Origin of the sequence: [Clostridium] aminophilum (assembly GCF_900101295.1) — a bacterium.
GTDB lineage: Bacteria > Bacillota > Clostridia > Lachnospirales > Lachnospiraceae > Clostridium_R > Clostridium_R aminophilum_A.
This window is the reverse complement of record NZ_FOIL01000043.1, coordinates 1-23,714: the sequence shown is the minus strand read 5'-3', so window position 1 is coordinate 23,714 and position 23,714 is coordinate 1. Positions and strand designations below refer to the sequence as shown.

Genomic DNA, 23,714 nt, shown 5'->3' with positions numbered 1-23,714 from the left:
CGCGAGCTGGGTTCAGAACGTCGTGAGACAGTTCGGTCCCTATCCGGCGCGGGCGCAGGATATTTGAGAGGAGCCGTCCCTAGTACGAGAGGACCGGGATGGACTGGCCGCTGGTGTATCTGTTAGGAATCAATCCTATGGCAGAGTAGCCAAGCCGGGAGGGGATAAACGCTGAAGGCATCTAAGCGTGAAGCCCCCCTCAAGATGAGATATCCCATTCGTAAGAAGTAAGACCCCTTAGAGAGTATGAGGTTGATAGGGCAGAGGTGGAAGTGCAGTAATGCATGCAGCTGACTGTCACTAATAGGTCGAGGGCTTATCCAGAAGGTTTCAAAAATCGGAATATTTCAATCAGTAAGCAGTTTTGAAGGTATGTACCATTTACCTTTATTCCTCTATAGCTCAGTCGGTAGAGCGCGTGACTGTTAATCACGATGTCGTTGGTTCAAGTCCAACTGGAGGAGTTTTTTTTATACACATTTTTGGACCTTTAGCTCAGCTGGTTAGAGCAGTCGGCTCATAACCGATAGGTCCCGGGTTCGAGTCCCTGAAGGTCCACGATTGGAGGCGGCGTATGCTGCCTCTTTTTTTGCGAGAAACGAGCCAAAGCCTGAGCTTGCACGAGGCTTTGACGATTGACGCGATCACGAGCGAAGCTCGCGAAGCGTGTTTCACTTCGTTTGTGTCACAGGAAACTTCGAAGAACTTTCCTGTGACACGAGAAACGCTCCGGGAGGATGCACACGCCGCTAAAAGGGATTGGAAATGCCTTTTCAAATTAAATATTCATAATTTTATAATTTTGCTTGACATTCAGAACGAAAGGTATATAATAGTCATTGTTCTGATTGAGAGATCAGTTGGAAATGCGTGTGTAGCTCAGCTGGATAGAGCACTTGGCTACGGACCAAGGTGTCGCGTGTTCGAATCATGTCACACGCATGGTAAAAGGCTTCGGAGTAATCCGGAGCCTTTTTTTTGTGTCACAGGAAACTTCGAAGAACTTTCCTGTGACACGAGAAACGCTCCGCGAGGATGCGCACGCCGCTGTAAGCAAATTCACTAAGCTCGAGAAAAAACTCGCTAAGTGAATTTCCATGGCACGCACTAAGCTCGGAAAGACCAACCGCAGCACGCTATTTCACTAAGGCGGCAAAGCCGCTAAGTGAATATGTGTCGCTAAGAGCTTCGCCAAGGAAGCTGTCACCTGACGGTGACCAGCGGCGCCACGCATAGTCCGCATCGCTCTCACAGATTTGCCCGTTCCCTTTCACGGTAAAATCATTTATAATTACGTTTTGAACCAACCGATCAAACAGGGGGAGAAAACGATGAAACTGATTGAAATCGATTTGAATAAAATGCAGTCTGAGAAGGAAATCCACGAGATTCTTGCAAAGGAATTTGACTTTCCGAAAGACTACGCCATGACGATGGATGCGCTTCGCAATCTGCTGAAAGGCAATGTCGGCAACGGCTGCATTCGTGTCACACACTGCACGGATGCATCTTCATCGATGGCGGAGGCCGGTGAACGATTGGAAAAGATCCTGGAGGAATGTGCGGAGACGATCCAGGAAGAGGGAGATGCAATCTATGCAGTATTTGCGGATAAATCCCAGGAAGATCCGAGAAATTGGGGCATGGCCGGACAGCTCGGACTTTAATAAGAAGGTACATCAGCTTGTCAGCGCAGGCATCATAAAGAAAATAGCGAAAAATGAAGCCGGAGCGGGAAGACGCGCACTCGACGCGCTTCCGGGCCAGCTTGGCGGATCCTTTGAACAGATGCTGGCGTCTGTTTTGAACGCGGGAAAACCGCGTGAGTATACGCCGGATGAGTTTTTGAGCCGCACGGATGCGGATTTTGCGGACGAACCGGCGGAAGAGTACCGGATTCCCTATCAGATGATCCGGAGCGGCCGCGCAACCATCTCCATTGAGATCGGCCGTGAGGGCAATCTGGTTTTTCGAGCCCCGATGCGTACAAAGACAAAGGATGTCGAAGAACTGGCCCGGAAGCATTTTCCGTGGATTGTCCAGCATATGGCGAAAAAGCTGTCTGAACGGGAAAGCGGAACGCAGTTGGAGGAATTATCGCGGGATGAGATAAAACAAAAGGTAAACGCCTTCGTCCCGATTCTGAAGGAGCGGCTTGAGCATTATGCCGGACGCATGGGCGTCACCTACGGCCGGGTTTCGATCCGCGATCAGAGAACCCGGTGGGGAAGCTGCTCGGCGAAGGGGAACCTGAATTTCAACTGGCGGCTTTCGATTCTGCCGGTGGAACTCCGGGATTATGTGATCGTTCATGAACTCGCCCACCGGAAGGAAATGAACCATTCCGCGGCATTCTGGGCGGTTGTGGAGAGCATTCTCCCGGATTACAGAGAGCGCAGAAAAAAACTGAAGGAATATCATATCTGAGAATTGCCGGAGAATCCGGAAACGACCGCGAAATTTGGAAAAGACTGTGTGAGCCGGAAACGACCGTACGATCCGGAAACGACCGTGTGAGCCGGAAATAGCGGGGCGATCCCAAAACGACCGCGTATCCGGAAACGAAAGAAAACGTGCAGGGAGTAACCGGAAAGAGCGGAAAACGAATTCTCAGAAAAACAGACACAGGTTAATGTAGACAGGAGCATAAGGACATGGCACAGACAGCGCCGCAGCAATGGATGGTATACACAAAAAAAGCGGATTTCCGTCATATCGCGGACCGGTTTGGAATTGATCCGGTACTGGCCCGCATTCTTACCAATCGCGGGATTGTCGGAGACGAAGCCATTGACCGGTATCTCAACGGTACACTGAAGGATCTGTACGATCCGGCGCTTCTAAGGGGCGCGGACAGGGCGTCAGAGATTTTGCTTCAGAAGATCCGGGATAAGAAGCGGATCCGCGTGGTCGGGGATTACGACATTGACGGCGTCTGCTCCACGTATATTCTGGTGTCAGCCCTTTCGGCCCTCGGCGCGGACGTTGATCATCGGATCCCGCACCGCATCAAAGACGGATATGGCATCAACGAAGCCATTATCGATGAGGCATTGGCAGACGGCATTGACACCATCATCACCTGCGACAACGGCATTAGCGCGTTTTCTCAGGTCGAAAAGGCAAAGACTTCCGGAATGACGGTGATTGTCACGGATCACCATGAGATTCCGAAAGACGGAGACCGGGAAGTGATTCCGCCGGCGGATGTCGTGATCGATCCGAAAATGTCGGAGAGTGGTTATCCGTTCCCGGAGATCTGCGGCGCGGTAGTCGCATGGAAGCTGATCGCGGTGCTGTTCAGAAATGCGGGCCGGCCGGACAGCGACTGGATGAAATATCTGGATTTTGCGGCTATTGCCACGGTCGGTGATGTGATGCCCCTCATTGATGAAAACCGGATCATTGTAAAATACGGTCTTCCGGCGGTTGAGCGCACCGAAAATCCGGGACTGCGCGCGCTGATCGAAAAGACCGGGGCGGGGCAGCACGCTTTGACCGCGTATACGATTGGCTTTGTGATTGGCCCCGCCATCAATGCCGGCGGCCGGCTGGAGTCGGCGGACCTCGCAGAAGAGCTGTTTTTGTCAAAGAATCCGTTTGCCATTGAGGAGCTGTCCAAACGTCTTGTGGAACTGAACGATGAGCGGAAAGACATGACCGAAGAGGAGACGGTTCGCGCATCGGAGATCGTGGAGTCGCAGTACGAAGACGACAAGGTTCTGGTGGTGTACCTTCCGGGATGTCATGAGTCGCTGGCCGGCATCATTGCCGGACGGCTGCGGGAAAAATATCAGAAGCCGTCGATCGTTCTGACCGACGGGGAGACGTCTGTCAAGGGGTCGGGGCGCTCCATCGAGAATTATCATATGTTCGCAAAACTCACGGAGGTGAAAGATCTTCTTCTGAAATTCGGCGGGCATCCGATGGCGGCAGGGCTTTCCATTGACCGCGAAAATGTGGACGAATTCCGCAGAAGACTCAACGAAAACAGCGGGCTGACCGATGCGGATCTGACGGCGAAGATTTGGATCGATGTGCCGATGCCGATCGGGTATGTCTCGGAAAAACTGATCGGGGAGCTGGAAATGCTGGAACCCTTCGGCCAGGCCAATGACAAACCGATCTTCGCGGAGGCGGGACTCGGTATCCGAAGCTGCCGCGTTCTCGGGAAAAACCGGAATGTGGTCAAAATGACGCTGGTGGAGCCGGACGGTCACGCGATGGAAGCGGTTGTCTTCACTGGCGGAGACTGCTTTGAGGAAGAACGCGGCGGCCGGACCACAGTGGACATCGTTTATTATCCGGAAATCAATGAATATAATGGCAGAAAGAGTCTTCAGGCCGTGGTGAGACGATACCGGTTCCGGTGAGAAAGCCGCCCGGGGAACCGTCTGATCCGCATTTTTTCGCAGTATGCATTAAATGAATAACGACGATTACCTGATATTATATAAGATTCCTTGAAGGAATAGTAGTTAACAAAAACCATAACTTCTGCTACAATATGTAACAATGGTCAGAGAGGAGACGGAATGATTGAACGGGACGATGTGATGCCGATCAGTTTTCTGAAACTGGAAAAGTTTACAGGGAGCTATCAGGGGATGCGCTATCGAATGGAGAAAGCAGTCGTCACCGTCGGAGAAGGAGAAGACGCGAAGGAGGAGACGGTCCTGCGGGTGGTCCAATGGCCGGAGCCGTTTGCCTATGATTTCACGTCGGATGACCAGAAAAAGTCAGAGACATTTTCTTTTGATGAGAAAGGAATCGAAGACGGAATCGCGTGGCTGAATCAGTGTCATGATGCGGATTATGCCGGGTGGAAGAGAAACTGAGAACAAATGAATGACCGCCAAAGGGGGCGGAAAGCAAAATGGATTGGAAACAGGCGTACATGTTTGGCCTGAAGGGCGGTCTGGCGATCGGCCTCGGGTACTTTCCGGTGTCATTTACCTATGGATTCATGGCAGTTGCGGGCGGCCTTCCGGTGTGGGTGGCCGTGCTTGTCTCATTGACCAACCTGACCAGTGCGGGACAGTTCGCGGGAACGAATCTGATCTTTGCGGGGGCAGGGTACGTTGAGATCGGGCTTACCGTGCTGATCATCAATCTGCGGTATATGCTGATGTCGCTTTCCATCTCTCAGAGAATCGATCAGAAGATGGGGACGCTGAAGCGCCTCCTTTTTTCATACGGAATTACGGATGAAACCTTTGTTGTGGCCTCGCTGGAGCGCGGAACACTTCGCTTTCCGTATCTGATGGGGCTGATCACGCTTCCGACGGTCGGATGGACACTCGGAACGTGGACCGGCGCTTCCATTACGGGACTTCTCACACCGGAGCTTCGAAGCGCGATGGGAATTGCGCTCTATGGAATGTTTATTGCGCTGATTATTCCGCCGGCAAGAAAGAGCAGAAATGTTCTCATCGTGATCTGCTGTGCGGTCGCAATGAATCTGTTCCTGCGGTATATTCCGGTCTTTTCCTTTGTTTCCGCGGGATTCCGGATCATCATTGCGACGGTCTTCGGGGCGTCGATCGGCGCAAAATTTTTCCCGAAAGACATGCCGGAAGAAAAGGAGGATAGACATGCAGTATGATCTGACAAGAGTTTTGATCTGTGTGGCCATCATGGCCTTCGTCAGCTATCTGCCACGGGTTCTTCCGGTAACGGTATTTCGAAAACAGATCAAAAGCCGGTTTATCCGGTCATTTCTGGATTACACACCGTTTGCGGTGCTGGGCGCACTGACCTTTCCGGACGTCTTTTTCTCAACCGGATCCATCAGCTCGGCACTGGTCGGAACGGCGGTGGCGTGTTTCCTCGGCTATCGGGGAAAGAGCCTTGTGGTGGTTGCGCTGGCGGCCATCGCTGCAGTCTACATTGCGGAGATGATATCCGGCATGATGGTTGGGTAAGGAAAACAGGGAAAACAGGAAAAACAGGAAGGAAACATCATCTTGGAGACAAATAAGATTTTAAAGGGTGCGCCGTTGGCCGCAGAGATCAAAGAAAACCTCATAGCGGAGGCCTCCGCTATGGAGAAAAAGCCGATGCTGGCAACGGTCCGCATCGGTGAGAAACCGGACAGCATTGCCTATGAGAGAAATGCGGTCCGCCGCATGAAGGCCTACGGAATGGATGCGAAGTCCTACGTTTTCCCGGAATCTATCACGACGGAGGACTTTGTCCGTGAGTTCAAGGCGATCAGCGACGACGATGCCATCGACGGAATTCTCCTCATGCGTCCGTTCCCGGAGCACATCTCGGAAGAGGAAGTTTACGGCACCATCGATCCGATGAAGGATCTCGACGGTATCTCACCGATCAATGTGGCGCGGGTCTTCAGCTGGGACGCGAGAGGTTATGCGGCAGCGATAGTGGAGGCGATCGTGCGTCTTCTTCTGCATGCGGGAATCGAACTGAAGGGAAAGAATGTGACGATCGTCGGCCGAAGCAAGGTTGTCGGCCGTGCGCTGGCGATGATGCTTCTGCAGCACGATGCCACCGTGACGATCTGCCATACCAAGACGATTGATATGGACCGTCGGTGCCGAGAGGCGGATATTCTGGTGACCTGTGCGGGACAGAAGGATCTGATTACCGCCGAGTATGTCAAGAAGGACGCGGTTGTCATCGATGTCGGCTTCAATGTCGACGAGGACGGCAATATCAGCGGAGATGCCGATTTTGAAGGCATTCTGGATAAGGTGAAGATGATCACGCCGGTTCCGGGCGGTGTCGGCGGTGTCACGACGGCGATCCTTGCGGAGCACCTTCTCCGTGCGGCGAAATCCCGCAGAAAGTAATAAATGCCGGTATCTTCCGGGCAGAAAGAATGCCCGCGGCTATTGTCATTAAGTCCTGTCTCCGTTAAAATATAAGGAGGCAGGATTTTGCTTTTTCTCCGTTTTCTTACAGAGAAAGGGAGAAAATGAATCTGAAAAAAACAAAATGGATCCGGATCTCGGTGATGGCGGCGGCATTTCTGATCATGGCGGCGGCGTATCTTGCAGGGCCGGGAAAACGGAGACAGCCAGCATTTGTTATTGACGGCGAAGAGCAGTCATTGGAGAGCGCAGATCCGGAAAACGCAGAACTGGGAAACGCAGAACTGGGAAACGCAGATCCGGAAAACGCAGAACTGGGAAACGCAGGTCCGGAAAATGCAGATCCGGGTAAGCTGTCCGACGGCGGGAAAGATTCGCTTCGGACCGGTGATGCGAGACCGGACAGTGAGAACGGTTCCGGCCGTGATCCGGCTCCGGCCGGTTCGCGCAGTGGAGACGGACAAATAACCGCATCATCCGGCAAAGGAGTCCCCGACTCCGGCCCCGATTCCGGAAAACTCCAGCCGGATGCGGAAAAATTTGCAGTGTACGTCTGCGGACATGTGGTCTCGCCCGGCGTGGTTTACCTGCCGGAGGGGAGCCGAATCTGCGATGCAGTCACGGCAGCAGGCGGTTTTGCTCCGGATGCGGCGCAGGATGCCGTAAATCTTGCCATGCTTGTGAGTGACGGTCTGCAGATCCGGGTGCCGGGCAAAAACGAGGCGGTGAGTGGGGAGACCGGCATTGCCGGTGGAACTCATACGGCGGCAGCTGGGCAGGGAAACGGTTCTCCGCAAAATGGCGGCAGAATCAATATCAACACCGCTTCCGGAGAGGAACTGCAGCAGCTTCCCGGAATCGGAAAGAGCCGTGCGGAGGATATTATCGCCTACCGGTCGAAGAAACCGTTCGGCAGCATCGAGGAGATCATGCAGGTCCCCGGGATTAAGAAAGGCGCATTCGGGAAGATCAAAGACCGGATCGCAGTGTAGATGAGGAGAACAGCAGGAAGGAAGAAAAATGTCTAAGATTCTGGTAGTGGATGACGAAAAGCTGATCGTAAAGGGAATCCGGTTCAGCCTTCTTCAGGACGGATACGAGGTTGATTGTGCGTACGATGGAGAAGAGGCACTGGGACTGGCGAAAGCACAGGAATATGACTGTGTGCTTCTTGACGTGATGCTTCCGAAGATGAACGGAATGGAAGTGCTTCAGGCAATCCGGGAATTTTCGGATATGCCGGTCATTCTGCTGACGGCCAAGAGTGAGGACATGGATAAAATCATGGGACTTGAGAGCGGGGCGGATGACTATGTCACGAAACCCTTCAATATTCTTGAGGTCAAGGCAAGAATCAAGGGCATCCTGCGGCGCGCGTCAAAGGCACAGAAGGCGATTGAGAAGGCCAGTGCCGGAAATGATGTAAAAAAAGCGGTGATCCAGGCATCGGATATGGAGATCAACACGGAGACGAGACGGGTTTTTGTAGCGGGAAGGGAGATTAACCTGACAGCCAGAGAGTTTGATCTTCTGGAGCTTTTGATGACACATCCGGGCAAGGTATACAGCCGTGAGGATCTTCTGAAACTGGTATGGGGAAACCGTGCCGCGGCATCCGGCGGAGATGTGCGCACGGTGGATGTTCACGTGAGAAGGCTTCGCGAGAAGATTGAGCCAAAGCCGAGCGATCCGAAGTATGTTCACACCAAATGGGGAGTAGGATATTACTTCCAGGCGTAAGACTCCGGAGCCGAAGGCTCAAGAGAGATACTGATATAATCCGTGTTTTCTTTGATATATTGCAACCGGCGGGAGCTCGCGGCAGCGGGCTGAGAGGAAACTGGACCGTTTCGACCGAAACCTGATTTGGATAATGCCAACGTAGGGATTTGAAGAATATTATTTCAAACGCAGACAGGGCAGCGTCCATCAGGGCTCTGCCCTGTCTGCGTCAAACAGCCATTCAGACTTTAGCGGCAGATCAGATACGAACCGGGATAAATCCGGCCCGGGCCTGATCCCGGAAACGAAAAGGAAAGAATCAACGAAAGAATCAACGAAAGAGGCAGTGAAAGAAACAACGAAAGAATCAACGAAAGAGGCAGCGAAAGAAACAAAGAAAGAAGCAACAAAAGAATCAACGAGAGAGGCAGCGAAAGAAGCAACAAAAGAATCAGCGAAAGGGGAAAACTATGTTAGGAGAGTATCTGGAAAACGTTCATCAGAATTCGCCGTTAATTCACTGCATCACCAACTATGTGACCGTGAACGATGTCGCGAATATGCTTCTGGCGTCCGGCGCCAGCCCGATCATGTCCTCAGAGCCCCGTGACGTCGAGGAGATCACCTCGATCTGTTCCGGGCTCTACATCAACATCGGCACCCTGACCAAACGGGGAGTCCGCGGCATGAACATCGCGGGCGGAGCCGCGGAAAGACTCGGACATCCGATGGTGCTGGATCCGGTGGGCGCGGGGGCGAGCACATATCGCACCAAAACGGCGATGGATCTCATGGAGTCCCTTCATTTTCATGTGATCAAGGGAAATATCTCCGAGATCAAGACATTGGCGGACGGTTCCGGCTCGACGAGAGGAGTCGACGCGTCAGCCGCGGACGTTGTGACGGAAGACAATCTGGATGTTATGGTACAGTTTGCCAAGGATTTTGCGAAAGCCAGGGAGTGTATCGTTGTGATCACCGGAAAGATCGATCTGGCGGCAGACGCGGAGCGGTGTTTTGTCATTCGGAATGGCAAAAAAGAGATGGGAAAGGTTACCGGAACGGGCTGTCAGCTCGGCGCGCTGATCAATGCGTATATCTGTGCAAATCCGCGCGAGATGCTGGGGGCGGCGGCCGCCGCAGTCTGCGCCATGGGTGTGGCCGGGGAGATCGCCTGGAGCCGCATGGAAGACGGTGACGGCAATGCAACCTACCGGAACCGTATCATTGACGCCGTATACAATATGACCGGGGCGATGCTGAATAAATGTGCAAGATATGAGATTCGCTGAGAGGAAAAAGGAGAAGGCAGCATGAATTGTACCAAAGAGAGTCTTTTGCTCTATGCGGTCACCGACCGCCACTGGCTGAACGGAAGAACACTGACCGATCAGGTTAAAGAGGCAATCGACGGAGGGGCGACGTTTATTCAGCTCCGGGAGAAAGAACTGGATGAGGAAAACTTTGAGCAGGAGGCAAGGGAGATCGGAGCCCTCTGCCGGGAACGTCACATTCCGTTTGTGCTGGATGACAATGTTCTGCTGGCTCAGAAGGTCGGGGCGGACGGCGTTCATGTAGGTCAGAGTGATATGGAAGCGGGCAATGTCCGCGGACTCATCGGACCGGACAAGATTCTCGGCGTTTCCGCTCAGACGGTTGAACAGGCGATCCGCGCAGAAAAAGCGGGAGCGGATTATCTCGGTGTCGGAGCCGTGTTTCCGACCGGTTCGAAGGATGATGCAAAAGAAGTCGATTATGACACGGTAAAAGCGATTGTGGAGGCCGTTTCCATCCCGGTTATCGCGATCGGCGGAATCACAAAGGACAATGTCGGAGAGCTCTCCGGAACCGGAATTGTCGGTGCGGCGGTGATCAGCGCCATCTTTTCGAAGGAGGATATTCCCGGCGCGACGGCAGAATTGAAGACGGCGGTAGAGCAGATGGTTCGCTCTGCCGAAAGAATGTAAATCGATCACAGCAGGAGCGGTGCTACCATGAAGGCAGAAGAACAGACAGAGCAGAAGGAAAAAGAAGAACGGAACAGGCCCAAAGAGCAGGCCCCGTGGAGAACGGAGAGAACGGAGAAAAATGATACGTCAGGAGGCGGTGCGATGCCGCCCCGGCGGATTTGCGGCTGTATCATGGATGTCGACGGAACCATTCTGGATTCCATGGGGATCTGGACCGATCTGGGGCGGCGGTATCTGGCGGAACACGGGATTCTTGCGGAGGACGGGCTGGACCGGATTCTTTTCCCGAAAACGACGGTGCAGGCGGCACAGTATTTGATCGATCACTACGGACTGAAAGAGAGCAACGAAGAGGTCTGCAGACATATCTTGTCAATTATCGATACGTTTTACCGGGAAGAAGTCACCGAAAAGCCCGGTGCGGCCGGTTTTCTCCGGAAAATGAAGGAAAAAGGAATCCCGGTCATTCTTGCGACGAGCAATGAAAAAGAACTGGTTTACGCCGCCTTCCGGCGGCTCGGGCTGGATGACTGCATCTGCGGGATCGTGACCTGCTCGGAGTTTCAGACGGATAAAACGAAGCCGGTGATCTACCGGGAAGCGGCCCGGATTCTGCAGCGGGTGATCGACAGAGAGAGTTCTGCGGAGGAGACGCACCAAGTACCGGAGCAGAGTCCGTCCAATGAACCGAAAAAACGGAGCCAACGTATTCCGTCGGAATTTGCCGTCTTTGAGGATACCTTTTTTGCGGTCCGGAGCGCAAAGTCTGCCGGCTTTTTTACCGTCGGCGTGGAGGATGCGGCAAGCCGTGGGGACCGGGAGAAGATCTGCGAACTCAGTGACCGCTTTATCTCCGATTACCGGGAACTGCTGGCGGAAAAGCAGGAGCCTTTTGACTTCTGAGCTATGACTGAAATGGGAATGGTACATTCTGCGACCGGGATACACAACATATCAGACTTTCATACCGGACAAAACCGATGTTGATAAATGCGAAGAAAGACGACAGCACATTTGAAACGACGAAAAATCCGGAAACATAATGACGAAAGAATCCGTACAGTATATGCGGAAACGGGTAATTTTCAATGTATATACTGTGCAAAAGGAAAAACTGCAGAAAAATCACAGATAAACAGCGGATTAACAATCCGAAGAAACGTGAAACCTTATTCCAAAAACATAATAATAAGTATATAATAAGTCAGACTGTGTTCACACGGTCTGCTTTTTTTGCGTTATGGGTTATTTCTCCGAAATATCCCATACCACAAAAAAGGCTCCGCGAGGGTGCGCACGCCGCTGCCATGGTGATGAGCCGAAACCCGCGAAGCACGCTTCGCTTCGATGGTGAAGCACAGAGAGATATTTACAAATAAAGGGAGTTTCTTATGCGATTATATATTGACCCGGGCACGGGAAGCATGCTGTTTACCATTCTGATCGGACTTGTCGGTGCGGGAATCTATTCCGCGCGGATGCTGATTGTAAAGCTCCGCTTCATCCTGAGCGGCGGAAAAAAGGTCGACATGAATGCGAACCGGATCCCGTATGTGGTGTTTGCCGATCACAAGCGCTACTGGAATATTTTCGAGCCCGTTCTTCGGGAGTTTGACAAGCGCGGCGTGGACGTCGTCTACATGACGGCATCGCCGGACGATCCGGGACTTCAGAATCCGTATCCGCATATCCGCGGTGAATTCATCGGCGAGGGAAACCGCGCGTTTGCGAAACTGAACTTTCTGAAGGCCGGCATTGTCCTTTCCACGACGCCGGGACTGGATGTCTATCAGTGGAAGCGCTCCAAAGAAGTGCAGTGTTACGTTCACATTCTTCACGCGGCGAGTGAGGCGACGCTCTACCGCATGTTCGGCATCGATTATTATGATTCCATTCTTCTCTCCGGCGAATATCAGGCGACGGATGTGCGGAATCTGGAAAAACTCCGAAATCTTCCGGCCAAGGACCTGATTGAGGTCGGTATCCCGTATATGGATGAGATGAAAGCGCGCTTTGAGAAGGCGGGACCGGCACCGAAGCACGAGATCACCGTGCTGCTCGCTCCGTCCTGGGGACCGGAAGCGATCTTCTCCAAATATGGCGATCAGATTCTGAAGGTTCTTCTGGAGACCGGATACCATATCATTGTCCGCCCGCATCCGCAGTCCTACACCGCGGAGAAAGAGATGATCGAATCGATTCAAAAGAGATATCCGGAATCCGACCGGATTGAGTGGAACCGTGACAATGACAACTTTGAGGTTCTTCGCCGCTCGGACATTCTGATCTCCGATTTCTCCGGCGTTATCTTTGAATTTGCAATGGTTTACGATAAGCCGGTTATCTACACGGCAGCCAACATTGACACCAGTGTCTATGACGCCTGGTGGCTGGATACACCGCTCTGGACGACGGGAATCCTTCCGCGCATCGGTCATGAGCTGAACGGACTGAATCTGCCGATGCTGCACTCGATCATCGACGAATGCCTGAATGACACGCGCTACGCGAAAGGCAGAGACGAAGCCAGAAGCGAGGCATGGGAGCACATGGGCGAGGGCGCGGTCCGCACGGTGGATTATCTGATGAAGAAATACCGTGAACTGAATCCTGCGGAACGTCCGGATAAGGAGGCATAGGGATGAGCGTATCGGCGATTCTGTACACCCTGTTGATCAAGCCGCTGGAGCTCTTTTTCGAGATCATCTTTGTCACGGCGAACCGTTTTACGAATCATCCGGGATTTTCCATCATCGTGCTGAGTCTTACGATGAATTTCCTCGTTCTCCCGCTTTACCGCCGCGCCGATGCGGTGCAGGCGGAAGAACGCGACATCGAAAAGAAACTTCACCGGGGTGTCGCGCACATCAAAAAAGTGTTTCACGGCGACGAGCGCATGATGGTGCTGCAGACGTATTACCGCCAGAACAGCTATAAGCCGACGGATGCCTTCAAGGGATCCATTTCCCTGTTTCTGGAGATCCCGTTCTTTATCGCGGCCTACCGCTTTCTGTCCGGACTGCAGACCCTTCACGGTGTGAGCTTCGGACCGATCGCCGATCTGGGAAATGCGGACGGCTTGATCACAATCGGGGCCCTGCCGCAGCCGGTCAACCTTCTCCCGATCATCATGACGGCGGTGAATCTGATCTCCTGCGTGATCTTCACGAAAGGATATCCGGTCCGCACAAAGATACAGCTTTACGCCATGGCGGTGTTCTTTCTGTTTTTCCTCTACACCTCGCCGTCGGGGCTTGTGTTTTACTGGACACTGAACAACCTCTTTTCGCTGATCAAGACGATCTTCTATAAATTAAAACATCCGAGAGAGGTGCTGGCGGTGCTCTTTGCCGTGTGCGGTGCGGCGCTGGCAGTCTATGGCCTCCTCTTTTACGACAATATTGCGGAACGCCGGATTGTCACTGCCATCATCGGCGTCGGGTTCATGATGCCGCTCTTCCGGATGGCGTATGAACTCCGGATGGCGGAGCGCATCACAGCGCGGCATTCCGACCGGCCGGGCCGGAGGCAAATGGAGCCGAACGCGGTTCGGTTCCGTCTCTGCGGTCTTTTCCTGACGCTGCTTCTCGGCGGTCATATCCCGTCGGGTGTCATCGCGGCAAGTCCGCAGGAATTTGTCTCGATGTTTTCCTATTACAATCCGCTCCTTTACATCGCAATCTCGCTTTTGACCGCCGCCGGTTTTTTCCTGATCTGGATGGGCGTATTCTACGGGATCGCCAACCGGGAGGGAAAACTTGTGCTGGAGCGGATCCTTGCCGTGTTCTGCGCGGCCGCGACCGTAAACTATATGGTCTTTCCGGGAGATTACGGCAATCTCAGCAACTCGCTCCGGTATGAAGAAGTGCCGAACATCCTGATGCCGGACATTTTCCTCAATCTTGCCGCAGTGATCGCAGCCGGCGCGGTGATCCTCGTCTTTCTTCATTGGAGAAAGACCGAAAAACATGTATCGGCAGGCATTCTTACCGGCGTCATTGCTCTCAGCGTCATGACGGTGAACCACGGACACATCATTATGAAGAGCACGCAGTCGCTGCAGACAAATGCGATCCGCGCGACCGGTTCCGATCCGGTTCTTCCGCTCTCAAAGACCGGGAAAAATGTCATCGTCTTCATGCTGGACCGCGCCCTCGGAACCCACATTCCGTATCTGATGCAGGAGAAGCCGGAACTGAAGGAACAGTTTGCCGGATTCACCTATTACGAGAACACGGTTTCCTTCGGCGGACATACGAATTTCGGTGTACCGGCGCTCTTCGGCGGATATGAGTATACGCCGGCGGAACTCAATAAGCGTGATCGGGAATCTCTCTGCGACAAGCATAACGAAGCGCTTCGCGTGCTTCCGGTGATGTTTGAAAAAGCGGGATTTGACGTGACTGTCACGGACCCGCCGTATGCGAACTATCAGTGGAGCAGCGATGTCAGCATCTACGATGATTATCCGGATATCCACGCTTATATCACTCAGGGAAAATTCAGCGATCACAGCGGCGCAGAGCGCGTCCGCGCGGACAACCAGCGGAATTTCTTTCTCTATGCGCTGATGAAATCGTCTCCGCTCTTTGCGAGAACGTATCTCTACAACGCAGGAAAATACAATCAGGCGCCGGGAGAAAAACATACGGCGTCGGAGGACGAAGGTCAGGTGATTTACGGAACCTCCAAACAGGAAGGCGTAAACCAGACCTTCATGGACAGTTTTAAAGTGTTGCAGAAGCTTCCGGAGATCACGGAGATCGTGGGAACAGAAGGAGGGCAGAACACAGAATCCGGTTCCGCTGACAACGGTACCGGGGCGGGAACCTTTCTCATGATGCAGAATGATTCGCCGCACAACAGTGTTCTCCTGCAGGAGCCGGACTACACCGTGAGCAGCCATGTCGACAATACAGAGTACGATAAGGTGCATCGGAACCGTTTCACTGTGAACGGTCGGAAGATGGAGGTCAAGGGATCGTTGCAGTACGGCGATTACGAAACGGACATGGGCGTTTTGCTCGAGCTCGGAAAATGGTTTGATTATCTCCGGGAGCAGGGCGTTTACGACAACACGAAAATCATTCTGGTTTCGGATCACGGCTTCGGCAGAAAGCGTTTCCCGCAGCTTCTTCTCGACGGATATGACACCTACAAAGGCTCGGAAAATATCTACGATGCGGAGTATTACTGCCCGCTTCTCATGGTGAAGGACTTCGGCGCGAAGGAATTCACCACAGACCGCACTTTTATGACCAACGCCGATGCCGCCGTGCTGGCGGTGAAGGATGTGATCGCGGATCCGGTGAATCCGTTCACGGGAAAGGAGATCACAGACGCGGAGAAGACGGCGCATCCGCAGTACATCCTTGCATCGAACCATTATGACGTCAACGTGAATGACGGCACACAGTTTATGCCGGATACCTGGATTTCGGTGAAGGATGACATCTGGAATCCGGAGAACTGGAATGTGCTGAACCATGAGGCTGTCTTCCCGGAAAAATGACGTCTGGATGACCCCGCGCAGCGGAAATGAAGAACCACACAGCGTGATAAAATAATCCGCGGTTTTTTTCCGGAAGGGAAGCGCGTAAATACAGCAAAACAGATAATCTGGATGGATCCGTGTGCAGTAATCATGCGGATCCATCGGTTTTGTCGGAGCATCCGGCGGGATTTTTTTGAACCGGATGAATCTGCTTTTTTGGATTTAGAATCCAGAAAGAGATGTTGAATTTAGAAAGATTGAATAGTGATTGTTATGAACATGATTGATATTCTTTACACGATCCTCATTGAGCCGCTGCGGCTTCTCTTTGAGGTCATATTTGTCACGGCAAACCGGTTTACGCATCACCCGGGGCTCTCCATCATTGCCCTGAGCCTTGCGATCAACATTCTCGTTCTTCCGCTCTATGACCGCGCGGATGCGGTTCAGGCCCAGGCGCGGGATATGGAGAAAAAACTGAAGCGCGGCGTCGATCACATCAAAAAGGTGTTCGACGGCGACGAGCGAATGATGATGCTGAATGCCTATTACCGCCAGAACAACTACCGTCCGACGGATGCGATCAAAGGCTCTGTTTCACTGTTTCTGGAGATCCCGTTCTTCATCTCGGCATACCGTTTTCTCTCGAATCTGGTGACGATTCAGGGCGTCAGTTTCGGTCCCATCGCGGATCTCGGCTCACCGGATGCGCTTCTGCATGCCTTCGGGATGCAGATCAATGTGCTGCCGTTTCTGATGACGGGGGTGAATCTGATCTCCTGCGCGATCTTCACAAAGGGGTACCCGTTAAAGACGAAGATTCAGCTGAACGTGATGGCGCTGTTCTTCCTCTTTTTCCTCTACACATCCCCGGCGGGTCTGGTGTTCTACTGGACGCTGAATAACCTCTTCTCGCTGGTCAAAACCATTGTCTATAAGATCATTGCAAGAAAGCGGGAGCAGCGGCGCGCGGCAAAGAGGGCGCTGTCCGATCAGGGCGAAGCGGATTCTGCGGCAGACGGTACCGCATTCGGATTAATGCCTGCGGATGCAGAACAGGCCGTTATGGATAGAGAACCTGCCGCCGGGGAAATGCCGCCGGAGGACAGGCTGCAGGCATATCGTCCGAACCGGAAACTCTTCCGCACCTGCGGTTTCTTTCTTGCGATGCTGATCGGCGGCGCGATTCCGGCGGCGGTCATTCAGGCCTCCCCGCAGGAGTTTATTGATATTCATGCCTTCCACAATCCACTGTGGTATGTAGGTTACAGCTTCTGCATAGCGGTCGGATTTTTCTGCGTCTGGATGAGAGTCTTTTACTGGCTGGCCAATGATCACGGCAAAGTGATCTTTGAGCGTCTGATGGTGACCGCTTGCCTCACGGCTTTGGTGAACTATATGTTCTTCGGACGGGGACTGGGAAATCTCTCCACGGCGCTGCAGTACGATGACGGAATGAGTTTTTCTCTCGCGGAAAAGATTCTCAACACGGTTCTCATTCTGATGATTGCGGCTGGGATCGTGATGGTCTTTCAGGACCATTTCGCGCCGCGTTTTTCCGGATTGACAAGGATGTGCTCAACGCGGAAGCCGGTCATGGCCATCCGCACACACATCCGCGGCGCGGTTCTGACCGCATCCCTTGCGATTTCCACCATGACCGTTTTCCAGCTTGTCACTGCGAGAGGTTCGGTGGAAGAGGCGAGAGAGCAGGCGGAAAGTCTTCTCGCGCAGGGCGAAGAACAGAAAGCGACGATCCCGCTCAGCAAGACCGGAAAAAATGTCATCGTTCTCATGCTCGACCGCGGTATGGGGCCCTTTGTACCGTATATATTTAATGAAAAACCGGAATTAAAGAAACAATTCGACGGATTTACTTACTATCCGAATACGATTTCTTTCGGCGGCTCGACGATCTTCGGAACGCCGGGACTCTTCGGCGGTTATGAGTATACGCCGGCGGAGATGAATAGGCGAAAGACAGAGCTTCTCGCGGACAAGCAGAACGAGGCGCTCAAAGTCATGCCGGTTCTCTTTGACCGGAACGGATATGATGTCACGGTCTGCGATCCGACCTACGCGAGTTACGCCTGGGTGCCGGATCTGACAATCTACGACGATTATCCGGATATCCGCACATTCAACACAAAGGGAAGCTTCAATGATCCGGAGGAGAAGGCGGCGGAGGTTCGCGACCTGAACCGCAATTTCTTCTGCTTCGGTCTCACGAAGGCCATGCCGGTGATCCTTCAGCCGTATTTCTATCAGAACGGCCGGTATAACCAGTCCGAGCAGAAAGTGGCGGCTTACGGCGCGCAGGTCCAGGACGGAATCTCCCGAAGCCAGGGCCTCAAGGCGGCATTTATGAATACGTTTAATGTATTAAAGAACCTGCCGGACATCACAGAGATTGTAGGAGAGAGTGATTCGGAAGCTGACGCTCCGGCAGCAGACAGCGCCGCACAGGCCGGACAGAACGAAAACGTGGGCGCAGCAGGCAACAAGGGCACCTTCCTCATGATGACGAACGATTCCACGCACGAGCCGATGCTGCTTCAGGAGCCGGCTTACGAACCGGCGGATAATGTCGACAACACGGAGTACGATGAAACGCACCGCGACCGCTTTGATCTGAAGAACGGTTCCATCGAGCACAAAAAACTTCCGAAAGACCGCGATATGATCATTCACACGGAAGGCCGTCTTGCCCATTACGAGGTCAATATGGCGTCCATGATCCAGCTGGGCAGGTGGTTCGATTACATGCGGGAAAATGGTGTCTATGACAACACGAAGATCATTCTGGTTGCCGACCACGGCCGAAACCTGTGGCAGTTTGATGCGCTGACTCTCGATGACGGCTCCAGCAACATCTACGATGCCGAGTCCTATGCTCCGCTTCTGATGGTGAAAGATTTCGGTGCCACCGGATTTAAAACCGATGATACATTTATGACCAATGCGGACACGCCGACTCTCGCGCTGAAGGATGTCATTGAGAATCCGGTGAACCCGTTTACCGGAAAGGTGATCGACAACAGCGAAAAGACCGCCCACCCGCAGTATGTCATCGGCTCCGACGACTGGGATGCGTCCACGAACAACGGAACACAGTTTACACCGTCGACCTGGTTTGCGGTTCACGATGATATGTGGAACCGGAAGAACTGGACGGTAATGGCGGAGAACAGCACCGACCCGCTGGATGCGGCGAAGAAACCGAAGAAGTCGAAGATTATCTACAATGTCGGGAAGGATAAGACAGGCAAAGCAGATATAACCGACAAGGCAGACAAAAATTAAAATGTCATACCCATTTTTCCGGAAATGTGTTATGATACATGAGGTTTTTTTAGAGACTGCTCCTGTTTCTGCGGAAACGGGAGCAGATTTTTCACCGGTTGTTCATATTTTTTGGAGTCAAGGAAAAATGTGAACAAAGAACGACTGATCAGAATCCGGGATGAAAAAAATGCGCGGATTCCATCAGAACAAAAGAGGAAATAACATGTTATCAGAAAATCAGTTTAAGCTTCTGGCTTATCTTGAAAAAGAAAGCGGAAGTGCGGAATATACGCAGCGGGAGATCGCGGAATCGGTCGGCTTCGCGCTTGGAAAGACCAATCAGCTTCTGGCTGCGCTCAAAGACGAGCGGCTCATCGATGAGAAAAACATGCTCACCGAAAACGGCCGGAAAGCGCTGGAGCCGTACCGCGTCAAAAACGCGGTCATCATGGCGGCCGGCATGAGCACCCGGTTTGCGCCACTGTCCTATGAGAAGCCGAAGGCGCTCATGGAAGTAAAAGGCGAACTTCTCATCGAGCGTGAGATCCGTCAGCTTCAGGAGGCGGGCATCCATGACATCATCCTTGTGACCGGATATATGAAAGAAAAACTCTTTTATCTGGCAGACAAATTCGGAATCGACGTTGTGGTCAACGAAGACTATTACCGCTACAACAACACATCCACGATCATGCGGGTTCTGAAGGAATTGGGGAACACCTACATCTGTTCTTCCGACAACTATTTTACGAAGAATCCGTTTGAAAAATACGTCTATCGGGCATATTACTCCGCTGTTTACGCGCCGGGGGAGACCGACGAGTACTGTCTGACTACCGCCCGCGACGGCCGCATCACGAAGGTTGATATCGGCGGGAGGAGCGCGTGGTACATGCTGGGACATGTATACTGGGACCGCGAATTCAGCCGCCGCTTCACGGAGATCCTGAAAAATGAGTACGAGAAGCCGGCCACCAAACAGATGCTCTGGGAGGATCTCTATATCCAGCACATCAAAGAGCTGGATCTCTACATCCGGAAATATGACGAGGAGGAGATCAAAGAATTTGATTCGCTGGATGAGCTTCGTCAGTTTGACGAGTCCTACTGGAATCACACTCACTCCGCAATCTTTAAAAACATCTGCGGCGTGCTTCACTGTGAAGAGAAAGACATCGAGCACATCCATCCGATTAAGACGGGGCTGACCAACCTCAGTTTCTTCTTTACCTGCAAGGGAAAAGATTATGTATACCGTCATCCGGGGGTGGGAACGAACGCCTACATCAACCGCGAGAGTGAGGCGAGATCCATGGAGGCGGCCGGAAAACTTGGGCTCGATGACACCTTCATCTATATGGATGCGAAGGAAGGCTGGAAGATTTCTTACTTTGTCGAGGATGCGAAAACGCTCGACTACCACAACGAAAAACAGGTTAAAGAAGCCATGCGGATGCTGCGCAGGCTCCACACGGCCGGTGTCGACACCGGATTTGAGTTTGATATCTGGAAACAGATCAAAACCTTTGAGGAGACCCTTCGGGCAAGCAACCGGGACGATTTTACAGACGCGCCGGATCTGGCGCAGATGATCGAAGAACTCCGCGGTTATACCGATGCGGATGGCGTGCGGAAGACACTCTGCCATGCAGACAGTTATGATCCGAATTTCCTGATCGGAAAAGACGGAAAAATGTACCTGATCGACTGGGAATACTCCGGCATGGCGGATCCGGCGGTTGATCTCGGAACTTTCATCGCATGTTCCGACTACAGCGTGGACGAGGCGAAAGACCTCATCACCACCTATTTTGACGAAGTGCCGGGCGATGAAGTGATGCGCCATTACATGGCATACGCCGGCATTTTATCCTACTACTGGTTCGTATGGTCCTTATATCAGGACAGCGTCGGAAAGACCGTCGGCGAGTGGATGTACCTCTGGTACCGCCACACGAAGATGTATGGAAAAGCCGCGCTTGCGATGTATGAAACCATATGAGATTGGCTGAAAACGTTTCATCTGTATGAGAACGGAGACCGCCGTCTGTTTGGGCGGAGGCGGAACGCACACCGTGCATAAAGAAAAAAGCGGTCCGAAAGGGAATCCGTGACACGAAAACAGCGCTTAAAACAGAGCGAGGTTGAGAATATGGACAAGAATCAAAACAGAGAAAGGAAGAAAACTATGGCAAATGAATTGACCGGCAGCATGCCGAACGCCGCAGTAAATGCAGACAGCAAGTCGAAGGATATCGGAAAACTCATCTATGATGAGACCGAAAAGCGTCTCGCGGAGATGGAGAAGCCGGATTACGAATTTCCGAAACAGCTGAGAACCATCGACTGGGTAATCATCACCGGAATCTGCGTGGTCAGCTTCGTGCTGATCGCCATGTGCATGACGGGAGTAATCAAGTAAAAAAGGAGTAAACCAATGAACCATTCCGATTATATCGCACAGGAAACGGTAACCGGCGTCGTTCCGATGCTGAAGAAGGATCGTCAGTACAGTTTCCTCGATCTGTTTCTCTCCACCAGCGGCTTTGCGATCGCGACCTGGTGCTACACCCAGGGCGCGTATGTCGCTCAGTACCTCGGCTTCAAGCAGATGCTCATCAACATTTTCTGCTTCAACCTGATCTGGGTAACCCTCGAGTGCCTTCCGGTGCTCTTCGCCGTTCGCTACGGAATTGACCTCTGGATCTGGCTCCGCTCCGTTCTCGGACAGAAGGGCGTTGCCATCCTTGCAACCGTCATCAGCCTTGCAAACTTCGGCTGGTATGCCGTGGCAGCAGGCCTCTTCTCCTCGTCCATGATCAACCTTGCGGGCAACATGGGACTCGCTCTCGATCCGACGGTCTGGAAACCGGTTCTGGGCGTTCTGTGCGTTTTCCTGGGCTGTCTCATCGCAGTCGGCGGACCGGAAGTCATCAAGTGGACGAACCGTTTCCTTGTAACCGCGCTTCTCGGGGTCGGTGTCATCATCGTATTCCTCTGCTTCAGTGCCGTTCCGCTGAGCGACATCCTGAATGTTCAGCCGGTTCTTGAGCCGGGCACAAGTCCTCTGATGAATTTCATGGTATCCGCGGAGGGAAATGTTGCATTTGCGTTCTCCTGGTCCACACAGGCACTGGTTATGCCGCGCCTTGCGAGAACCGAGCGCAGCGGTTACTGGGCGACCACACTTGCCTACGGCGTTGTGGCACCGTTCTTCGTATTTGCGGGCGGCGTTATGGCGCTGGCCATGTTTGTCCGCACCGGTGTTTACGAGAGTGATCCGACCGCAATGCTCGCGACACTCTGCGGCGGCGGTTTCGCGCTCCTTTCCCTTCTGCTTGTGGCCTTCGCCAATGTCGGAACACAGGGAACCGGATCCTATGTAAACTGCATGATCATCAAGAGCGGTCTTCCGAAACTTAACTACCGCATGCTCGTCATTCTGACCGGCATCTATGTCGCGTTCCTGACCGTATGGGGCGGAGTAGAAGAGAACTTCGGTGCGTTTATCTCCATTGCGGCATTTATTCAGGCACCGATCATCGGCATGTCCATCGTCGATTACATGATGGTAAAGCGCAGAAAGATTTCGCTGAAATCCGCATATCACATGCAGGGACACGACGCGTATGAGTTCACGGACGGCTTCAATCTGGTCGGCCTGGCGTGCGTCATCATTTCCTGCGTTGTGACCGTATTCTTCGTATACAATCCGATCACAGCCACCGCACAGAGCCCGATCTTCCTTGTGACAACCGGAAGCGGCTTCGACGCGATCTTCGGCGGCCTTCTCTACTATGTGGCGAGCCTTACTCCGCTGAAGAGCTACATGCTGAAGGACCGGAACGATCTGGAGATTGTGTAAAGCGCATTTGAAAAAGCATATTTGAAAAAATGCATTTAAAATGTGCATTTGAAAAAGCAAATTTGGAAAAAACAAATTTAGAAAAGCACATTTGCAAAACACATTGATCGGGTGACACGATCCATTTCTGTGGAAACAGATCCGATTTATCCTGCAGCCATTCTGCCGGTTTCTCAAGGGAAACCGCGGATGGCTGCGTTTTTATTTCATAGAAAATTTCTCCGAAATTCCCTATGAAACAAAAACGCTCCGCGAGGATGCGCACGCCGCTGTAAGGAAGCTGTCACCTAACGGTGACCAGCGGCGGCGCGCAAAGTCCGCCGGGCTCCCCTCAGGACTGAGGAGATGGGGGAGCCGAAGTCCGCTTGCGGACTTTGTTCTGTCACAGGAAATATTTCTGAAATATCCTTGCAAAATCCGGAAATATGCTTATGATGGATTGTAAAACATATATATCCTATAGGTATACAGAATAAAAGGAGGAATGGGGAATGGATTACGAATTGAGAGATCAGTCTGTTGTTGTGACCGGAGGCAGCAAG

The 23,714-nt window shown here is 52.6% G+C and carries 18 protein-coding genes, 3 tRNA genes, 1 rRNA gene and 1 riboswitch; all 22 genes read left to right on the top strand.

What is annotated here, in order from left to right; translation table 11 throughout:
• Positions 1–324: ribosomal RNA gene (locus BMW41_RS10825) — 23S ribosomal RNA — on the top strand; the annotation flags it as partial.
• A gap of 67 nt (positions 325–391) precedes the next feature.
• A tRNA-Asn gene (locus BMW41_RS10820) sits at positions 392–464 on the top strand.
• 20 nt (positions 465–484) lie between these two features.
• Positions 485–558 (top strand) — tRNA-Ile (locus BMW41_RS10815).
• Between the two features lie 310 nt (positions 559–868).
• Positions 869–942 (top strand) — tRNA-Arg (locus BMW41_RS10810).
• Between the two features lie 389 nt (positions 943–1,331).
• Positions 1,332–1,667, top strand: coding sequence for a barstar family protein (locus BMW41_RS10805; RefSeq protein ID WP_074650094.1), 336 nt, complete (start codon positions 1,332–1,334; stop codon positions 1,665–1,667).
• Entirely contained in the window at positions 1,597–2,427 is an 831-nt protein-coding gene (locus BMW41_RS15015; RefSeq protein ID WP_242870342.1) for a M48 family metallopeptidase, read from the top strand. Before BMW41_RS10805 ends, BMW41_RS15015 begins: the two co-directional genes overlap by 71 nt.
• A 227-nt stretch (positions 2,428–2,654) precedes the next feature.
• Positions 2,655–4,373, top strand: coding sequence for a single-stranded-DNA-specific exonuclease RecJ (gene recJ, locus BMW41_RS10795; RefSeq protein WP_074650093.1), 1,719 nt, complete (start codon positions 2,655–2,657; stop codon positions 4,371–4,373).
• Positions 4,374–4,535: 162 nt separating this feature from the next.
• Positions 4,536–4,838, top strand: a complete 303-nt coding sequence (locus BMW41_RS10790) for a hypothetical protein (protein WP_074650092.1) — start codon at positions 4,536–4,538, stop codon at positions 4,836–4,838.
• A 38-nt stretch (positions 4,839–4,876) separates the two neighbouring features.
• Positions 4,877–5,605, top strand: a complete 729-nt coding sequence (locus tag BMW41_RS10785) for an AzlC family ABC transporter permease (protein ID WP_074650091.1) — start codon at positions 4,877–4,879, stop codon at positions 5,603–5,605.
• Positions 5,595–5,924 carry an AzlD domain-containing protein gene (locus BMW41_RS10780; RefSeq protein WP_074650090.1) on the top strand — a complete coding sequence of 110 codons (330 nt, stop codon included), beginning with the start codon at positions 5,595–5,597 and terminating at the stop codon, positions 5,922–5,924. The genes BMW41_RS10785 and BMW41_RS10780 overlap by 11 nt, the downstream gene beginning before the upstream one ends.
• A gap of 42 nt (positions 5,925–5,966) precedes the next feature.
• Positions 5,967–6,815 (top strand): bifunctional 5,10-methylenetetrahydrofolate dehydrogenase/5,10-methenyltetrahydrofolate cyclohydrolase, encoded by an 849-nt coding sequence (locus BMW41_RS10775; RefSeq protein WP_074650089.1) that lies wholly within the window; start codon positions 5,967–5,969, stop codon positions 6,813–6,815.
• Between the two features lie 125 nt (positions 6,816–6,940).
• A complete protein-coding gene (locus tag BMW41_RS10770; protein ID WP_074650088.1) occupies positions 6,941–7,828 on the top strand; it encodes a helix-hairpin-helix domain-containing protein in 888 nt (295 codons plus the stop codon).
• A gap of 28 nt (positions 7,829–7,856) precedes the next feature.
• Positions 7,857–8,576: a response regulator transcription factor gene (locus BMW41_RS10765; RefSeq protein ID WP_074650087.1), complete on the top strand. Its 720-nt coding sequence runs from the start codon at positions 7,857–7,859 to the stop codon at positions 8,574–8,576.
• Between the two features lie 56 nt (positions 8,577–8,632).
• A riboswitch (TPP riboswitch) is annotated at positions 8,633–8,741 on the top strand.
• Between the two features lie 287 nt (positions 8,742–9,028).
• Positions 9,029–9,850, top strand: coding sequence for a hydroxyethylthiazole kinase (gene thiM / locus BMW41_RS10755; protein ID WP_074650086.1), 822 nt, complete (start codon positions 9,029–9,031; stop codon positions 9,848–9,850).
• Positions 9,851–9,871: 21 nt separating this feature from the next.
• Entirely contained in the window at positions 9,872–10,525 is a 654-nt protein-coding gene (gene thiE / locus BMW41_RS10750; protein WP_074650085.1) for a thiamine phosphate synthase, read from the top strand.
• Between the two features lie 27 nt (positions 10,526–10,552).
• Entirely contained in the window at positions 10,553–11,431 is an 879-nt protein-coding gene (locus BMW41_RS10745; RefSeq protein WP_074650084.1) for an HAD family hydrolase, read from the top strand.
• 488 nt (positions 11,432–11,919) lie between these two features.
• Positions 11,920–13,167, top strand: a complete 1,248-nt coding sequence (locus BMW41_RS10735) for a CDP-glycerol glycerophosphotransferase family protein (protein ID WP_074650082.1) — start codon at positions 11,920–11,922, stop codon at positions 13,165–13,167.
• Positions 13,168–13,169: 2 nt separating this feature from the next.
• The gene (locus tag BMW41_RS10730) at positions 13,170–16,040 is read left to right on the top strand and encodes a YidC/Oxa1 family membrane protein insertase (protein WP_074650081.1); all 2,871 of its coding nucleotides are present in this window, start codon (positions 13,170–13,172) and stop codon (positions 16,038–16,040) included.
• 255 nt (positions 16,041–16,295) lie between these two features.
• Entirely contained in the window at positions 16,296–19,325 is a 3,030-nt protein-coding gene (locus BMW41_RS10725) for a YidC/Oxa1 family membrane protein insertase (protein ID WP_074650080.1), read from the top strand.
• A gap of 205 nt (positions 19,326–19,530) precedes the next feature.
• Complete coding sequence (locus BMW41_RS10720) at positions 19,531–21,309, top strand: phosphotransferase (RefSeq protein ID WP_074650096.1); 1,779 nt, start codon at positions 19,531–19,533, stop codon at positions 21,307–21,309.
• Between the two features lie 186 nt (positions 21,310–21,495).
• A complete protein-coding gene (locus tag BMW41_RS10715; RefSeq protein ID WP_207646883.1) occupies positions 21,496–21,729 on the top strand; it encodes a hypothetical protein in 234 nt (77 codons plus the stop codon).
• Positions 21,730–21,744: 15 nt separating this feature from the next.
• On the top strand, positions 21,745–23,172 hold the full coding sequence (locus tag BMW41_RS10710; protein ID WP_031474381.1) for a cytosine permease: 1,428 nt from the start codon (positions 21,745–21,747) through the stop codon (positions 23,170–23,172).
• Positions 23,173–23,714: the final 542 nt, after the last annotated feature.

Excerpts from the sequence above, each read along its gene's own strand:
- BMW41_RS10805 (WP_074650094.1), top strand. The coding sequence starts at position 1,332 with ATGAAACTGATTGAAATCGATTTGAATAAAATGCAGTCTGAGAAGGAA.
- BMW41_RS15015 (WP_242870342.1), top strand. The coding sequence starts at position 1,597 with ATGCAGTATTTGCGGATAAATCCCAGGAAGATCCGAGAAATTGGGGCA.
- recJ (WP_074650093.1), top strand. The coding sequence starts at position 2,655 with ATGGCACAGACAGCGCCGCAGCAATGGATGGTATACACAAAAAAAGCG.
- BMW41_RS10790 (WP_074650092.1), top strand. The coding sequence starts at position 4,536 with ATGATTGAACGGGACGATGTGATGCCGATCAGTTTTCTGAAACTGGAA.
- BMW41_RS10785 (WP_074650091.1), top strand. The coding sequence starts at position 4,877 with ATGGATTGGAAACAGGCGTACATGTTTGGCCTGAAGGGCGGTCTGGCG.
- BMW41_RS10780 (WP_074650090.1), top strand. The coding sequence starts at position 5,595 with ATGCAGTATGATCTGACAAGAGTTTTGATCTGTGTGGCCATCATGGCC.
- BMW41_RS10770 (WP_074650088.1), top strand. The coding sequence starts at position 6,941 with ATGAATCTGAAAAAAACAAAATGGATCCGGATCTCGGTGATGGCGGCG.
- BMW41_RS10765 (WP_074650087.1), top strand. The coding sequence starts at position 7,857 with ATGTCTAAGATTCTGGTAGTGGATGACGAAAAGCTGATCGTAAAGGGA.
- thiM (WP_074650086.1), top strand. The coding sequence starts at position 9,029 with ATGTTAGGAGAGTATCTGGAAAACGTTCATCAGAATTCGCCGTTAATT.
- thiE (WP_074650085.1), top strand. The coding sequence starts at position 9,872 with ATGAATTGTACCAAAGAGAGTCTTTTGCTCTATGCGGTCACCGACCGC.
- BMW41_RS10745 (WP_074650084.1), top strand. The coding sequence starts at position 10,553 with ATGAAGGCAGAAGAACAGACAGAGCAGAAGGAAAAAGAAGAACGGAAC.
- BMW41_RS10735 (WP_074650082.1), top strand. The coding sequence starts at position 11,920 with ATGCGATTATATATTGACCCGGGCACGGGAAGCATGCTGTTTACCATT.
- BMW41_RS10730 (WP_074650081.1), top strand. The coding sequence starts at position 13,170 with ATGAGCGTATCGGCGATTCTGTACACCCTGTTGATCAAGCCGCTGGAG.
- BMW41_RS10725 (WP_074650080.1), top strand. The coding sequence starts at position 16,296 with ATGAACATGATTGATATTCTTTACACGATCCTCATTGAGCCGCTGCGG.
- BMW41_RS10720 (WP_074650096.1), top strand. The coding sequence starts at position 19,531 with ATGTTATCAGAAAATCAGTTTAAGCTTCTGGCTTATCTTGAAAAAGAA.
- BMW41_RS10715 (WP_207646883.1), top strand. The coding sequence starts at position 21,496 with ATGGCAAATGAATTGACCGGCAGCATGCCGAACGCCGCAGTAAATGCA.
- BMW41_RS10710 (WP_031474381.1), top strand. The coding sequence starts at position 21,745 with ATGAACCATTCCGATTATATCGCACAGGAAACGGTAACCGGCGTCGTT.